Source organism: Streptomyces sp. NPDC029138 (assembly GCF_055564375.1).
This window is the reverse complement of sequence record NZ_JBVHWM010000016.1, coordinates 1-14,295: the sequence shown is the minus strand read 5'-3', so window position 1 is coordinate 14,295 and position 14,295 is coordinate 1. Positions and strand designations below refer to the sequence as shown.

The following is a 14,295-nucleotide window of genomic DNA, read 5'->3' as shown; positions in this document are numbered from 1 at the left end:
ACCCATGTGCGGGTCAGCGCTCGCGGCGCCGCCGCACGACGTGCCGTGCGGCGAGCGCCGCGAGGAGGACGGCGACGGCGGCGACGACGTACAGCTGGTAGCGGCGGATCTCGTCGTAGATCGCGGTGATGTGGCTGCCCGCGAGGTAGGCCAGGGTCGTCCACAGGCCGACCCACAGGGCCGCGCCGAGGGCGTTGAAGGCGAGGAAGCGGCGCCAGTGCATGCCGGTCGTGCCCGCGATGATGCCGTTGGCCTGGCGCAGGCCCTCGACGAACCGGGCCACCGTCACGATCTTGCCGCCGTGCCGGGTGAAGAACGCCTCGGCGGCCTCGAACCGTTTGGGCGTCAGGAAGATGTACTTCCCCCACCGGTGCACGAAGGCCCGCCCGCCGACCCGGCCGATCAGGTAGCCGAGGTTGTCCCCGGCGACGGCCGCGACGAACGCGATGACCGCCACGGCCACGACGTTCAGCCGCCCCGTGCCCGCGTACACCCCGGCCGCGAGCAGGATGGTCTCGCCTGGCGCGGGGACGCCGAAGTCCTCGACGAACACCACCGCGCCCACGGCCCAGTAGCCGTAGTGGCCGAGCAGCGGCTCCAGGTGGGCCAGCGGTCCCGGAAGGGGAGGCGACATGCCTCCACGGTACGTCGGTGCCGCCGGACGGCGATCAGGGGCGGCTGACCGAGGCTTCCTGGTCCTGCTGGTCCTGCCCGTCCGGCTGGTCCTGCCGGACCCGGTGGTCCTGCTCGTCCGGCTGTTCCCGCGCGGCGGCGTCCGGGCCGGACCCGGCCTCCGGTGCCGTACGCCTGTCCCGGCGGCCGGTCAGGCGCCGGGCAAGCGGCTCGGTGTACCGGGCGGTCAGCGGGCCGAGCACGACCAGGAGCAGCACATAGGCGGTGGCCAGCGGGCCGAGGTCGGAGTCGATGCCGGAGGTGACGGCGAGACCCGCGATGACGATGGAGAACTCGCCGCGGGCGACCAGGGTGCCGCCGGCCCGCCACCGGCCCCTGGCCGAGATGCCCGCGCGGCGGGCCGCCCAGTAGCCGGTGGCGATCTTCGTGAGGGTGGTGACGACGGCCAGGGCGAGCGCGGGCAGCAGCACCGGCGGGATGCTCGCCGGATCGGTGTGCAGGCCGAAGAAGACGAAGAACACCGCCGCGAACAGGTCCCGCAGCGGGGCGAGGAGATGGTGGGCGCCCTCGGCGACCTCCCCGGACAGGGCGATGCCCACGAGGAACGCGCCGACCGCCGCCGACACCTGGAGCTGCTGGGCGACCCCGGCCACCACCAGCGTCAGCCCGAGCACCACCAGCAGCAGCTTCTCGGGGTCGTCGGTGGAGACGAACCGGGAGATGTGCCGGCCGTAGCGGACCGCCGCCACCAGCACCAGGCCGGCCACGCCGAGCGCGATGGCCAGCGTGACACTGCCGGCGGCGAAACCGGTCCCGGCCAGCAGGGCCGTGACGACGGGCAGGTAGACCGCCATGGACAGGTCCTCCAGCACCAGGATGCTGAGGATCACCGGTGTCTCCCGGTTGCCGATCCGGCCCAGGTCGCCGAGGACCTTGGCGATGACGCCGGAGGAGGAGATCCAGGTGATGCCGGCCAGGACGACGGCGGCGATGGGGCCCCAGCCCAGCAGCAGGGCCATGGCGGCGCCGGGCAGGGCGTTGAGGGTGGCGTCGACGATCCCGGCCGGGTACTGGGTCTTCAGGTTGGAGACCAGGTCGCCGGCCGTGTATTCGAGCCCCAGCATGAGCAGGAGCAGGACCACACCGATCTCGGCGCCGATCGCGACGAACTCCTCGCTGGTGCCGAGGGGCAGCAGACCGCCCTCGCCGAAGGCCAGTCCGGCCAGCAGATAGAGCGGGATGGGCGAGAACCGCAGGCGGGCGGCGAGCCGGCCGAGCAGCCCGAGGCCCAGGATGATCGCGCCGAACTCGATCAGGAAGACCGCGGAGGAGTGCATCCGGATCACTCCCGCCCGAGTGTCGCGGCGGCGGCGTCGACGCCCTCGCGGGTGCCGATGACGATCAGCGTGTCCCCGCCGGCCAGCCGGAAACCGGGGCCGGGGGAGGGGATCGCCTCGGCGCGGCGCAGGACGGCCACGATCGACACGCCGGTCTCGGTGCGCATACGGGTCTCGCCGAGCAGCCGTCCGTTCCAGTGGGAGGTCCCGGACAGCTCGATCCGCTCGGCCACCAGGCCCAGCTCCGTGGTGGAGAGCAGGGTGGGGCTGTGGTGGGTCGGCTTCAGGGCGTCCACCAGCGCCTCGGCCTCCTGGCCGGTGAGGTGGACCGACAGCGCGCAGGCGTCCGGATCGTCACGCCGGTAGGCGCTCAGGGTGCGCGAACCGTCCCGGTGGGCCACCACCGACAGGTGGCGGTGTTCGCGTGTCGTCAGGTCGTACCGGACGCCGATCCCCGGCAACGGTGTCCTGCTGGTGCGTGCGGCGCTCATGGCTGCCCCCCTGCCCGACTTGAACGTTTCTTGGTGAAACTTTTATCGGAACCCTACCTCGGAGCGTGATCGTCCGGGGGAGGGGCCGGTGCGGGCAGGGGGAGCGGGCGAGGGCTGAGCGTTATGGACCGGAGGCCGCGGCGGCCTGGCCGCCGGCGGGGTCGGGCTGGCACGAGTGGCACAGCTCGTGATCCCCGTCGCGGGTGACGACGGTTCCCCAGCCGAGGCACTGCTCGCAGTCGCGGGCGAGGGTCAGATCCGGGTGGGGAGGCAGGAGAGGGCTGCGGTGGGCTCCGTACGCCATGCGGTGAGCGGCTCCTTGCGGTCGCGGGCGTGGTGCGCGGGGACACGCGGTCGGGATGACGTCCATTATGTCCTACTTATTCCCCCATGTCAGTGATAAATGTCATCGGGTGTCACCGCGATGTCATGGAGTGCCCCGCACTCGACGTCATGGAGTGGCCCGCACGGTCAGCCGAGGTTCCCCAGCCTGGCGTCGCGCCACAGGTCCACGCCGCCCTCGGTCGCGTACCGGTCGATCTCGGCCAGCTCCTCGTCGCTGAAGGCCAGGTTGTCCAGCGCGGCGACGTTCTGCTCCAGTTGCCCGACCCGCGAGGCGCCGATGACGAGCGAGGTCACCCGCTCGTCCCGGAGCGCCCAGGCCAGCGCCAGCTGGGCCAGTGTCTGCCCGCGCCGGGCCGCGACGTCGTTCAGGGCGCGCAGCCGGCCCCGCAGGTCGTCCGTCAGCCAGGAGGCGTCCAGGGACGTGCCCCGCGCGGCCCGCGAGTCCGCCGGGACCCCGTCCAGGTAGCGGCCGGTGAGCAGGCCCTGCGCGAGCGCCGTGAACCCGATGACGCCGAAGCCCTCCTCCTCGGCCGCGTCCAGCAGGCCGTCGGTCTCGATCCAGCGGTTGAGCATGCTGTACGACGGCTGGTGGATCAGCAGCGGCGTGCCGAGGTCGCGCAGGATCGCGGCGGCCTGCCGGGTGCGCTCGGCGTCGTAGGAGGAGATGCCGACGTACAGGGCCTTGCCCTGGCGGACGGCGGTGTCCAGCGCGCCCATGGTCTCCTCCAGCGGAGTGCCGGCGTCCAGCCGGTGGGAGTAGAAGATGTCCACGTAGTCGAGGCCCGTCCGGGCGAGCGACTGGTCCAGGGAGGCCAGCAGGTACTTGCGGGAGCCGCCGCCCTGCCCGTAGGGGCCGGGCCACATGTCCCAGCCGGCCTTGGTGGAGATCACCAGCTCGTCGCGGTAGGGCGCCAGGTCCCGCTTCAGCAGCCGCCCGAAGTTCAGCTCCGCCGCGCCGTACGGCGGGCCGTAGTTGTTCGCCAGGTCGTGATGGGTGATCCCGAGGTCGAAGGCGCGCAGCGCGATCTCGCGCTGGGTCTCGAACGGGCGGTCGTCGCCGAAGTTGTGCCAGTAGCCCAGGGACAGGACCGGCAGGTCCAGTCCGGAACGGCCGGTGCGCCGGTAGCGCATGGTGCCGTCGTAGCGAGCGGGGTCCGCGACGTACGTCATCGGGTCTTCTCCGGGTGGTGCCGTAGGGGGTGCCCCGCGTGTGCGCGAGGGCCCGTCCACCCTGCTCCGTGGCGCCGCGCAAGTCCAACCGCCCGCCCGGATGGGATTGAGCGGTTCCGTTTCTGAATCGGAGGCAGGGGCAGGCGGTGATCAACGGAGCGAGAGGAAGGAGGCGCTCATGCGCGGTGCGAGGTCCGGCGGGGACGGACAGGACCGGGCGGGGCGGCGGGTGCCGGGGGCCGCGGGGCGGCTGCCGCGTCAGGTCCGGGAGGAGCTGACCCGCAGACTGCGCCGCAACCGGGGGGCCTTCCGGGCGGACGACGTCCAGGTCGTCGAGCCCCCGCTGCTCCGGCGCGCCGTCGGCGCCTCCGCGCTCGGCAACTGCATGGAGTGGTTCGACTTCGGTGTCTACAGCTACCTCGCCGCCACCATCGGCAAGGTGTTCTTCCCCGGAGCCTCCCCGGCCGCCCAGGTCATCTCCTCGTTCGCCGCCTTCGCCGCCGCCTTCGTCGTACGGCCCCTCGGCGGGCTGGTCTTCGGGCCGCTCGGCGACCGGATCGGGCGGCAGAAGGTACTCGCCACCACCATGATCATGATGGCGGCCGGCACCTTCGCCATCGGTGTGATCCCGGGCTACGCCACCATCGGCATCGCCGCGCCCGTGCTGCTCCTGCTGGCCCGCATGGTCCAGGGCTTCTCCACCGGCGGCGAGTACGGCGGGGCCACCACCTTCGTCGCCGAGTACTCCCCGGACCGCCGGCGCGGCTACCTCTCCAGCTGGCTCGACTTCGGCACCTTCACCGGCTACGCCCTCGGCTCGGCCCTGGTCACCCTGCTGAACCTGGCCCTGACGGACGACCAGATGCTCTCGTGGGGCTGGCGCGTGCCGTTCCTGATCGCCGGGCCGCTCGGCGTGATCGGCCTCTACATGCGGCTGAAGCTGGAGGAGTCCCCGGCCTTCCAGCAGCAACTGGACGAACACGAGAAGGCGTTGGCGCAGGAGTCGGCGGGAAGCGAGTTCAAGGAGATTGTTCTGGGCCACTGGCGGCCGCTGCTGGTCTGCATGGGCCTGGTACTGCTCTACAACGTCACCAACTACATGGTCACCGGCTATCTGCCGACCTATCAGACCGAGACCCTGCACCGCTCCAGCGGCTCCGCGGACGGTCCTGGTGCTCGTCGGGATGGTGTGGATCGTCGTCCTGATCACCTTCCTCGGCCGGCTCAGCGACCGGGTCGGCCGGCGGCCGGTCTACGCCGTCGCCGCGTCCGCGCTGATCGTGCTCGCCGTCCCCGCCTTCCTCCTCATCAAGGCGCACGGCACCTGGCCGCCGGTCCTCGGCGTGCTGCTCCTGTCCACGCTGCTGGCCTGCTTCGCCGCGCCCAGCGCCGCCACCCTGCCCGCCCTGTTCCCGACCGCCGTCCGCTACGCGGCCATGGGCATCGGCTTCAACGTCGCCGTCGCCGCGTTCGGCGGCACCACCCCGCTGGTCACCGCCGCGCTGGTCGACGTCACCGGTGACGACCTCATGCCCGCCTACTACCTGATGCTGGCCGGCGCCATCGGCCTGCTCACCGTCAGGTTCCTGCCGGAGAGCGCCCAGGTCCCGCTCAAGGGCTCGCAGCCGTTGGTCGGTTCGCGGGAGGAGAGGCGCGAACTCATCAGCACGTCCGAGGAGTTGTACGCCTTCACGCAGGAGCGGGAGAAGGCGCGGCGCGGCTGAGCCGCGGCCGCGTCGGGGACTTGTTCGATCCTACGAACTTCTGGTGCGCCGGGTTACCGGCCCTCACCGTGTTTGATAGGAAACTTTCCTACCAGTATGCGGTACCGACCAACCTCCCACCCCCCACTCCCCTTTGGAGCCTCTGTGGTGCACACAGACCGCGAAACGGCAGCCCCCGCGAGCCCCGCCGGGCCCTCCCGTCTCTCCCGCCGGACCGTCGTCGCCGCGCTCGGCGCCGTCGCCTCGGGCGCCCTGCTCGGAGTCTCCCGCGCCGGCACGGCCTCGGCCGCCGCGCCGGGCCTGGACGACCCGGCGAAGAAGGAGATCGCCATGAAGCTGGTGTCGAGCGCGGAGAACTCCTCGCTCGACTGGAAGGCCCAGTACAAGTACATCGAGGACATCGGCGACGGCCGTGGCTACACGGCCGGCATCATCGGCTTCTGCTCGGGCACCGGCGACATGCTCGACCTCGTCCAGCTCTACGCCGACCGCAAGCCCGGCAACGTCCTGGCCAAGTACCTGCCCGCCCTGCGAAAGGTCAACGGCACCGACTCGCACCAGGGCCTGGACCCCAACTACCCCAAGGACTGGCGCACGGCGGCCCAGGACACCGTGTTCCAGCAGGCCCAGAACGACGAACGCGACCGCGTCTACTTCAACCCCGCCGTCGCCCAGGGCAAGACCGACGGGCTGCGCGCGCTGGGCCAGTTCATCTACTACGACGCCATCGTCATGCACGGCGACGGCGACGACCCGACCAGCTTCCGCAACATTCGCAAGCGCGCCCTGCGCAGCGCCAAGCCGCCGGCCCAGGGCGGCGACGAGACGACGTACCTCAACGCCTTCCTGGACGCCCGGGTCTGGGCCATGAAGCAGGAGGAGGCACACAGCGACACCAGCCGCGTCGACACCGCGCAACGGGTCTTCCTGCGCAAGGGCAACCTCGACCTGAACACCCCGCTCGACTGGAAGGTCTACGGGGACAGCTACCACATCGGCTGACCTCCGCCAGGAGGCGTGCGGCAGGCCGGCGGGCGCGGACTCCGGCATCCGGGACCGCGGTACGGCGGCCTGCCGTGCCGCGGCCGGGCGAACACGGTCGGGCGGCCGAGCCCGGCACGGTGCCGGCGGCGGTCATCGGAGGACCGGATCACTGACCCGGCGGACCGGACGTGTCCCGGCTGGTGGGGCGCACTCGCACGGCACACCCGCGGCGAGGAAAGATGGGCGGTGAGCGAACGACCCACCGAAGCGGAGGAACGGACTCATGGCGCACGAGCGCGCCGGCCGGCCGGCCGGTCCCGAGGACCTTGTCGACGTGGCCCGGCTGGTCACGGCGTACTACACGCTGCACCCCGACCCGGCCGACCCGGGACAGCGGGTGGCGTTCGGCACCTCGGGCCACCGCGGCTCGTCCTTGGCGAGCGCCTTCAACGAGGACCACATCGCCGCCACCAGCCAGGCCATCTGCGAGTACCGGGCCGCCCAGGGCACCGACGGGCCGCTCTTCCTGGGCGCCGACACCCACGCCCTGTCCGAGCCGGCCAAGGCCACCGCGTTGGAGGTGTTCGCCGCCAACGAGGTGACCGTGCTCATCGACAGCGCGGACGGCTACACGCCCACGCCCGCCGTCTCGCACGCGATCCTGACCCACAACCGGGGCCGGGCCACGGGCCTGGCCGACGGTGTGGTCGTCACCCCGTCGCACAACCCGCCCGCCGACGGCGGCTTCAAGTACAACCCGCCGAGCGGCGGCCCGGCGGCCTCCGACGCCACCTCCTGGATCCAGGACCGCGCCAACCAGATCATCACGGGCGGTCTGAAGGACGTACGCCGCCTGCCGTACGCCCGCGCGCTCGCCGCGGACACCACCCGGCGGTACGACTTCCTCGGCACGTACGTCACCGATCTGCCCGGCGTCCTCGACCTGGACGCCGTCCGCGCCTCCGGCGTGCGCATCGGCGCCGATCCGCTCGGCGGCGCCTCCGTCGCCTACTGGGGCCGGATCGCCGACCAGCACGGCATCGACCTGACGGTGGTCAACCCGCACACCGACCCCACCTGGCGGTTCATGACGCTGGACTGGGACGGCCAGATCCGCATGGACTGCTCCTCGCCGTACGCCATGGCCTCCCTCATCGAGCAGCGCGACCGCTTCCGCATCGCCACCGGCAACGACGCCGACGCCGACCGGCACGGCATCGTCACCCCGGACGCGGGCCTGATGAACCCCAACCACTACCTCGCCGTCGCCATCTCCTACCTCTACCGGCACCGCGACCAGTGGCCGGCCGACGCGGGCATCGGCAAGACCCTCGTCTCCTCCACCATGATCGACCGGGTCGCCGGCGACCTCGGCCGCCGGCTCGTCGAGGTTCCCGTCGGCTTCAAGTGGTTCGTGGACGGACTGATCGGCGGCGACCTCGGGTTCGGCGGCGAGGAGTCGGCCGGCGCGTCCTTCCTGCGCCGGGACGGCTCGGTGTGGACCACCGACAAGGACGGCATCATCCTCGCCCTGCTCGCCTCCGAGATCACGGCCGTCACCGACAAGACCCCCTCGGAGCACTACGCCGACCTGACCGCCCGCTTCGGCGCACCCTCCTACGCCCGCATCGACGCCCCCGCGACCCGCGAACAGAAGGCGCTGCTCGCCAAGTTGTCGCCCGCGCAGGTCACCGCGGACACGCTGGCCGGGGAGGCGGTCACGGCCGTCCTCACCGAGGCGCCCGGCAACGGCGCCGCGATCGGCGGCATCAAGGTCACCACCGAGAACGCCTGGTTCGCCGCCCGGCCCTCGGGCACCGAGGACGTCTACAAGGTGTACGCCGAGTCCTTCCTGGGCGCCGACCACCTAGCCCGGGTGCAGGAGGAGGCCCAGGCCGTGGTGCTGGGAGCGCTCGGCGGCTGAGCGGGCGGTGGGGCGGCCTTGCGGGGCCGGAAGGCCGCCCTCGGCTCAGTTCCGTCCGCGCCCCGCGTCCAGCCGGGCCAGCACCGCCTCAGCCATGGCCGCCTCACCCTTGGCGTTCGGGTGCGCGGGGGCGGCGGGGGAGGCCGGTTGCAGCGGCTCGATCCAGCGGTCCGCCGGCGCCTTGCACATGTCGTGGCCGACCGTGGGGCCGTAGGTGTCGACGTACGCGGCCCGGTTCACGCCGGCCACCAGCCGCAGCATCAGGTTCAGCCGCTTCTCGGTGTCCCGCAGGTAGGCGAAGTCCTTCTGGGCGAAGGGGACTTGCGGGAAGCAGCCGCCGCCGTCGTCCGGGAGCAGGTCCGGGTAGCCGACGACGACCACCCGGGCGTGCGGTGCCCGGGCGTGCACGGCCCGCAGCACCCGGTCGACCTTCGGCGCGGTCCGCGCGACGGTGAGGGCCAACTGGTCGTGACCGGCGGCCGTGTAGGAGCGCTCGCAGGGATTGCCCGCGGGGTCCTGGGCGGCGAGGCGGGCACAGGTGCCGATGATGGAGCCGAAGCCGATGTCGTTGCCGCCGATCTGCAACGTGACCAGGTCCGTGTGCCGGTCCAGGGCGTCGAGCTGGGGCGGGTTGGTGCCCTGCGCCTGCCACATCTCGGCGGTCGTCGCCCCGCCGCAGCTCACGTCCGTGAACGCGGCCACCTGCCGCCGGGCGGCCACGAGCGAGGGGTAGTTGTGGTCCGAGCGCGCGCAGTCGGCGTCCACCTGCCGGGGGATGCCGGGGCCCGAGGTGTAGGAGTCGCCGAGCGCCACATAGGCGGTCGCGCGGCCGGGGCCGCCGGGATGCGCCGCGGCCGGTACCGTGCCGGCGGCGACGAGGGCGCAGCCGCCCAGAGCCGCTCCGAGCACGGCGCTCCGCCGCCGGCCTCTCGTCCCGCCCGCCGGACGCGTGTCGTGCGCCATGGAACCTCCCCCTCAACACCGCTGCGGCGCGCGGCGGCGGCACCGGAGAGCGGCCCTCGCGCGTTCGACCGGGCCTGTATACCGTCCGGTAGGTGTCGCCGACCAGAAGCGGGACGCGACGAGTTGAGGGGGAGGGCTGGAGGAACCGCCTCGCGGGCGGGGCCGGTTCAGACCCCGGACGCCTGCTCCGCCGTGGTGACGGACTGGAGCGGGGACGCCGTCCGGAGCAGGGAGTCGTCCTCCGGGCGGGCGCCGGAGAGGCGGTGGCGGGCGGCGATCAGGGCCATGGCGACGTCCCGGGTGCCGGTGGCCACGCACAGCGTGTAGGAGACGTCCGCGAGCCGCTGCCGGGCCTCCGGTGTGCTCTCCTCGGCCCCGAGCAGGGTGAGTGCCTCGTACTGGGCGATGAGGTCCTCCAGTACCGCGGGGTGTGCCATGAGCATGCGATCCGCCTCCCTGATGGGTCGCCGATGTACGAGGTCGCAGCGCGAATACCCGGGCATCCGCCGTGCATGCCCCCCGTTTCCCCTTGACGGCCGGAAGTGTGAGTGGTTGAGTACTCACATGAAGACCGAACGGACCCGTCAGCTGTCCACCGCCGAGGAGCGTCGCGAGACGGTGCTGCGCACCGCGATCGGAGCCTTCGCGGCCCGTGGGTACTTCGGCACCACCACCACCGAGGTGGCCAAGGCGGCCGGCATCTCCCAGGCGTACGTCTACCGGCTCTTCCCGAACAAGGAACTGCTCTTCACGGCCGTGGTCGAGCACTGCTTCGTGCAGGTGCGGACCTGTCTGGAGCGGGCGGCGGCGCAGGCGCGGGGCAGTTCGCCGGAGGTGGTGCTCGGCGCCATGGGAGACGCCTACGCGCGGCTGATCAGCGACAACGACCTGATGCTGATCCAGCTGCACGCGCAGGCCGCCGCCGTGTCGGAGCCCGCCGTGCGGGAGGCCGTACGGCAGGGGTACGCGCTGCTGGTGGAGTACGTGCGCGGCGCCTCGGGCGGCAGTGAGGAGCAGGTGCAGGAGTTCTTCGCGCGGGGCATGCTGTGCCACCTGATCGTGTCGATGGGGGTGGACGAGGTGGACGCCCCCTGGACGCGGACGCTGGCCGCCGGGATGCGGCACTACTGAGCCGGGGTTCCGGGCGTCGCGGGATCGCGGCGGGGCGAGGTGCGACACCTCGCCTTCTCTTCGGCCCGAAGAGTGAGTGGTCAACCACACTATCTACTGTCCGTTCTGGAGCCCGTCGTGAAGTCACTGTCCGGCACCCGCCCCGTCCGTCCGCGCGCCGCCCTGGCGGCCCTGGCCGGCGCCCAGTTCACCGTCATGCTCGCCACCTCCGTCGTCAATGTCGCCCTGCCGCGCATCCAGTCCGGCCTGAGGCTGTCGGACGCCGCCGCCCCCTGGGTCGTCAACGCCTACGGCCTCGCCTTCGGGGCCCTGTTGCTCGCCGGCGGGCGGGCGGCCGACGTCCTCGGGCGCCGCCGGACCCTGCTCACGGGGCTCACCGTCTTCGGCACCGCGTCCCTGGCGGCCGGACTCGCCCCCTCCGCCGGACTGCTCATCGCCGCCCGCGCCGTGCAGGGCGCCGGCGCCGCGGTGGTCGCACCCGCGGCTCTGGCGCTGGTGATGGACGTCTTCCCGCCCGGGCCGGGACGCGGACGCGCCCTCGGGGTGTGGGGAGCGGTGTCCGGCGCCGGTGCGGCGGCCGGAGTGCTGCTCGGCGGGCTGCTGACCCAACTGCTGGGCTGGGCCTGGACCTTCCACGCGGTCGCCCTCGGCACCACCCTGGTCGCCGGGGGAGTGACCCTCCTCGTGCCCCGCGTCCCCGGCGGCGCCCCGGGCCGGTTCGACCTCCTGGGCACGACCGCCGTGACCTCGGCGCTGACCGCGCTGGTCTGGGGGCTGACGGCGGCGCGCCGCACCGGCTGGAGCGCCCCGCAGGTGCTCGCCGCCTTCGCCGTCGCGGCCGTCCTGCTGGTGGCCTTCGTCCGCGTCGAGCGCCGGCACCCCGCTCCACTGCTGCCACCCCGTCTCCTCACCACGGGTGCCGTCACCGCCGGGAACGTCCTGATGGCCCTGCTCGGCTCGGTGTGGATCGCGCTGTTCTTCTTCCTGCCGCTCTACCAGCAACAGGTCCTGGGACACGGCCCACTGGTCACCGGCCTGGGCCAGCTCCCCCTGGCCGCCGCCACCATGCTCGGCTCGGCCCTCGCGCCGCGCCTCGCCCGCCGACCGGGCCCGCCGGCCACCGTCGGCGCGGCCCTGCTCACCGAGGCCGCCGGACTGCTGTGGCTGGCCCGCATCCGCGCCGACGGCGGCTACGCCGCGGACGTCCTCGGGCCGACGCTCCTCATCGGACTGGGGCTGGGGGCCGCGTTCGTCCAGCTCACCGCCCTCGCCGTGGCCGGCGTCCCGCGAGCCGACGCCGGACTGGCCGGGGGACTGGTGAACACGACCCGGCAGGTCGGCGGCGCGATCGGCCTCGCCGTACTGACCACCCTGGCGGGTTCCGTCACCGCCCACGCGGCCACCGGCGGTCCGCACCCGGAAGCGCTCACCGCCGGCTACCGCGCCGCCTTCGCCGTCTGTGCCGCCCTGCTCACCCTGACCGCGGCCCTCGTCCCCGCCCTGACCCGCCGCCGGGCGGTACCGAGCGCGGTCCCCCGGACCGGGACCGGTCCGTCCGCGCACTGAACCAGTCCACCACCGTCACGACCACCTGAGAGGAACACCCCTCATGCACACCATCGACGAACACGCCCCCGTCGTCGTCCGGCTCTCCACCGTGATCGACGCCCCGCTCGCCACGGTCTGGGAGCTGCACACCGCCATCGACGCCTGGCCTGCCTGGAACGCCGGCGTCGAGTCCGCCCGGCTGGACGGTCCACTGCGGCCCGGGGCCACGTTCACCTGGCGCACCCACGGCCTGGACATCACCTCGACCGTCCGCGAGGTGGTCCCGGGCGAGCGGATCGTCTGGGGCGGCCCCTCCGCCGGCATCACCGGCATCCACGTGTGGACCTTCGAGCAGACCGGCGACCAGGTCACCGTCCGCACCGAGGAGTCCTGGAGCGGCGCCCCCGTCGAGGCCCGGCCCGACGAACTGGGCACGGCCCTCCGCCAGTCCCTGGAGGCCTGGCTGAGCGCCCTCACGTCCCGCGCCGAGCAGTCGTAGTGACCCGGCGAGCACCTCACCACGCTCCAGCAGCGCGCACACGAAGGAAGAGGACACCACGATGAGCACCAAGCCCTACCTGATCGGCCACTACGAGCCCGTCGCCGACGAGATCAGCGCCACGGCGCTCCCGGTCGAGGGCACCCTGCCGCCCGAGCTGACCGGCCGGCTCATCCGTAACAGCCACAACCCCAAGCCGGGTGTCACCCCCAGCCACTGGTTCAAGGGCAGCGGCATGGTCCACGGCATCCGGCTGCGCGAGGGCCGCGCCGAGTGGTACCGCAACCGCTGGGTGCGCACCCCGGCCCTGGACGGTGCCCCCTACCTGACCGAGCACGGCCCCGACCTCACCGCCAGCACCGCCGGCACCCACGTCATCGAACACGCCGGACGCCTCCTGGCGCTGTGTGAGGCCAACTTCCCCTTCGAACTGACCCCCGAGCTGGAGACCGTCGGCGCCTACGACTTCGGCGGCACGCTGCGCGGCGCCATGACGGCACATCCCAAGACCGACCCGGTCACCGGTGAGCTGCACTTCTTCGGCTCCTCGCCGTTCCCGCCGTACCTGGTGTACTACGTCGCGGACGCCAAGGGGCACATCACCCACAGCGCCGAGGTCCCGGGCGCCACCGCCTCCCTGAAGCACGACTTCGCCCTCACCCGGCACCACGTCGTCTTCATCGAGGGCACCGTCACCTTCGACCCGGACGAGCACTCCGGCATCCCGTACGGTTGGAACGACGCCCAGCCCGCCCGCATCGGGATCGTGCCGCGCGGCGGCGACGGGGCGGACCGCGTCCGCTGGTTCCCGATCCAGCCCGGCAACATGCTCCACGCCGCCAACGCCTACGAGGACGAGCGCGGCCGGATCGTCCTGGAGGGACCCACCGTCGACCGCGAGGGCTTCCGGCTCTCGTGGAACTGGTGGGTCGGCGCCCCGGGCCGCGGGACCGAGCCCAACGCCCGCTCCCACACCCGCCGCTGGGTGATCGACCTGGCGGCCGGCAGCGTCGACGAGCGGATCATCGACGACCTCGCCGTCGAGTTCCCCACCCTCAACGAGGACTACCTCGGCGCCGAGCACCGCTACCAGTACGCCGTCTCCTTCCCCGACCACGACGGCATCGGCGGCTACGGCATCGTCAAGTACGACCGGCGGACCGGCGCCCGCCGGGTCCGCCCGACCGGCGACGCCCGGCTGCCCAGCGAGGCCGTCTTCGTGCCCGTCGCGGGCGGCACCGCCGAGGACGACGGCTATCTGCTCACCGTCGTCTCCGACCTCAAGCAGGACGCTTCCCGCCTGCTCGTCCTCGACGCCGTCGGCCTCGGCCAGGTCGCCGCCGTCGACCTGCCCCGCCGGGTGACGGCCGGCATCCACGGCTCCTGGATCCCGGACAGCGCGCTCGACGGGGACACCGGGGAGCGCTGACCGGACGGACTCGGGGGGGGGGGGGGGGGGGGGGGGGCGGTGGGGGGGGGGTGTGGGGGGGGGGGGGGGGGGGGGGGGGGGGGGTGGGGGGGGGGGGGGGGGGGGGGGGTGGGTGGG

13 protein-coding genes and 1 pseudogene are annotated in these 14,295 nt (G+C 72.9%); 7 read left to right on the top strand and 7 right to left on the bottom strand.

Translation table 11 applies throughout. The annotated features are described in order from the left end of the window. Positions 1-13 precede the first annotated feature (13 nt). The 5 genes from ACZ4WH_RS16145 to mgrA all read right to left on the bottom strand — a co-directional run bounded on the left by ACZ4WH_RS16145 (position 14) and on the right by mgrA (position 3,976). On the bottom strand, positions 14-634 hold the full coding sequence (locus ACZ4WH_RS16145; RefSeq protein ID WP_468180745.1) for a DedA family protein: 621 nt from the start codon (positions 632-634) through the stop codon (positions 14-16). Between the two features lie 34 nt (positions 635-668). Continuing rightward, complete coding sequence (locus ACZ4WH_RS16140) at positions 669-1,970, bottom strand: cation:proton antiporter (RefSeq protein ID WP_468180743.1); 1,302 nt, start codon at positions 1,968-1,970, stop codon at positions 669-671. 5 nt (positions 1,971-1,975) lie between these two features. Beyond that, the gene (locus ACZ4WH_RS16135) at positions 1,976-2,461 is read right to left on the bottom strand and encodes a cation:proton antiporter regulatory subunit (protein ID WP_468180741.1); all 486 of its coding nucleotides are present in this window, start codon (positions 2,459-2,461) and stop codon (positions 1,976-1,978) included. Between the two features lie 121 nt (positions 2,462-2,582). Next, a complete protein-coding gene (locus ACZ4WH_RS16130) occupies positions 2,583-2,765 on the bottom strand; it encodes a hypothetical protein (RefSeq protein ID WP_468180739.1) in 183 nt (60 codons plus the stop codon). A gap of 167 nt (positions 2,766-2,932) precedes the next feature. Next, positions 2,933-3,976, bottom strand: coding sequence for an L-glyceraldehyde 3-phosphate reductase (gene mgrA / locus ACZ4WH_RS16125; protein ID WP_468180737.1), 1,044 nt, complete (start codon positions 3,974-3,976; stop codon positions 2,933-2,935). Positions 3,977-4,154: 178 nt separating this feature from the next. On the opposite strand from mgrA, the pseudogene ACZ4WH_RS16120 reads away from it, so the two are divergent. The 3 genes and pseudogenes from ACZ4WH_RS16120 (at position 4,155) to pgm (ending at position 8,608) form a co-directional block, all read left to right on the top strand. Continuing rightward, positions 4,155-5,700, top strand: a pseudogene (locus ACZ4WH_RS16120) (MFS transporter). Positions 5,701-5,844: 144 nt separating this feature from the next. After that, entirely contained in the window at positions 5,845-6,702 is an 858-nt protein-coding gene (locus ACZ4WH_RS16115) for a chitosanase (protein ID WP_468180735.1), read from the top strand. A 265-nt stretch (positions 6,703-6,967) separates the two neighbouring features. Further along, a complete protein-coding gene (gene pgm, locus ACZ4WH_RS16110; RefSeq protein WP_468180733.1) occupies positions 6,968-8,608 on the top strand; it encodes a phosphoglucomutase (alpha-D-glucose-1,6-bisphosphate-dependent) in 1,641 nt (546 codons plus the stop codon). 45 nt (positions 8,609-8,653) lie between these two features. Here pgm and ACZ4WH_RS16105 read toward each other — a convergent pair whose 3' ends face one another. Together ACZ4WH_RS16105 and ACZ4WH_RS16100 are read right to left on the bottom strand one after the other, a co-directional pair. Further along, positions 8,654-9,571 (bottom strand): SGNH/GDSL hydrolase family protein, encoded by a 918-nt coding sequence (locus tag ACZ4WH_RS16105; protein WP_468180732.1) that lies wholly within the window; start codon positions 9,569-9,571, stop codon positions 8,654-8,656. Positions 9,572-9,738: 167 nt separating this feature from the next. Further along, positions 9,739-10,014, bottom strand: a complete 276-nt coding sequence (locus tag ACZ4WH_RS16100; protein ID WP_468180730.1) for a DUF5133 domain-containing protein — start codon at positions 10,012-10,014, stop codon at positions 9,739-9,741. Positions 10,015-10,135: 121 nt separating this feature from the next. Here ACZ4WH_RS16100 and ACZ4WH_RS16095 point away from each other — a divergent pair, with 121 nt between their 5' ends. The 4 genes from ACZ4WH_RS16095 (at position 10,136) to ACZ4WH_RS16080 (ending at position 14,178) form a co-directional block, all read left to right on the top strand. Continuing rightward, entirely contained in the window at positions 10,136-10,702 is a 567-nt protein-coding gene (locus tag ACZ4WH_RS16095) for a TetR/AcrR family transcriptional regulator (protein WP_468180728.1), read from the top strand. A gap of 117 nt (positions 10,703-10,819) precedes the next feature. Further along, a complete protein-coding gene (locus ACZ4WH_RS16090; RefSeq protein WP_468180726.1) occupies positions 10,820-12,268 on the top strand; it encodes an MFS transporter in 1,449 nt (482 codons plus the stop codon). Between the two features lie 43 nt (positions 12,269-12,311). Then, on the top strand, positions 12,312-12,749 hold the full coding sequence (locus ACZ4WH_RS16085) for an SRPBCC family protein (RefSeq protein ID WP_468180724.1): 438 nt from the start codon (positions 12,312-12,314) through the stop codon (positions 12,747-12,749). A gap of 61 nt (positions 12,750-12,810) precedes the next feature. Continuing rightward, complete coding sequence (locus ACZ4WH_RS16080; RefSeq protein ID WP_468180723.1) at positions 12,811-14,178, top strand: carotenoid oxygenase family protein; 1,368 nt, start codon at positions 12,811-12,813, stop codon at positions 14,176-14,178. Positions 14,179-14,295 lie beyond the last annotated feature (117 nt).

Coding starts and splice junctions, on each gene's coding strand:
- mgrA (WP_468180737.1), bottom strand. CDS start 3,976: ATGACGTACGTCGCGGACCCCGCTCGCTACGACGGCACCATGCGCTAC.
- ACZ4WH_RS16085 (WP_468180724.1), top strand. CDS start 12,312: ATGCACACCATCGACGAACACGCCCCCGTCGTCGTCCGGCTCTCCACC.
- ACZ4WH_RS16100 (WP_468180730.1), bottom strand. CDS start 10,014: ATGCTCATGGCACACCCCGCGGTACTGGAGGACCTCATCGCCCAGTAC.
- ACZ4WH_RS16095 (WP_468180728.1), top strand. CDS start 10,136: ATGAAGACCGAACGGACCCGTCAGCTGTCCACCGCCGAGGAGCGTCGC.
- ACZ4WH_RS16145 (WP_468180745.1), bottom strand. CDS start 634: ATGTCGCCTCCCCTTCCGGGACCGCTGGCCCACCTGGAGCCGCTGCTC.
- pgm (WP_468180733.1), top strand. CDS start 6,968: ATGGCGCACGAGCGCGCCGGCCGGCCGGCCGGTCCCGAGGACCTTGTC.
- ACZ4WH_RS16105 (WP_468180732.1), bottom strand. CDS start 9,571: ATGGCGCACGACACGCGTCCGGCGGGCGGGACGAGAGGCCGGCGGCGG.
- ACZ4WH_RS16140 (WP_468180743.1), bottom strand. CDS start 1,970: ATGCACTCCTCCGCGGTCTTCCTGATCGAGTTCGGCGCGATCATCCTG.
- ACZ4WH_RS16130 (WP_468180739.1), bottom strand. CDS start 2,765: ATGGCGTACGGAGCCCACCGCAGCCCTCTCCTGCCTCCCCACCCGGAT.
- ACZ4WH_RS16080 (WP_468180723.1), top strand. CDS start 12,811: ATGAGCACCAAGCCCTACCTGATCGGCCACTACGAGCCCGTCGCCGAC.
- ACZ4WH_RS16135 (WP_468180741.1), bottom strand. CDS start 2,461: ATGAGCGCCGCACGCACCAGCAGGACACCGTTGCCGGGGATCGGCGTC.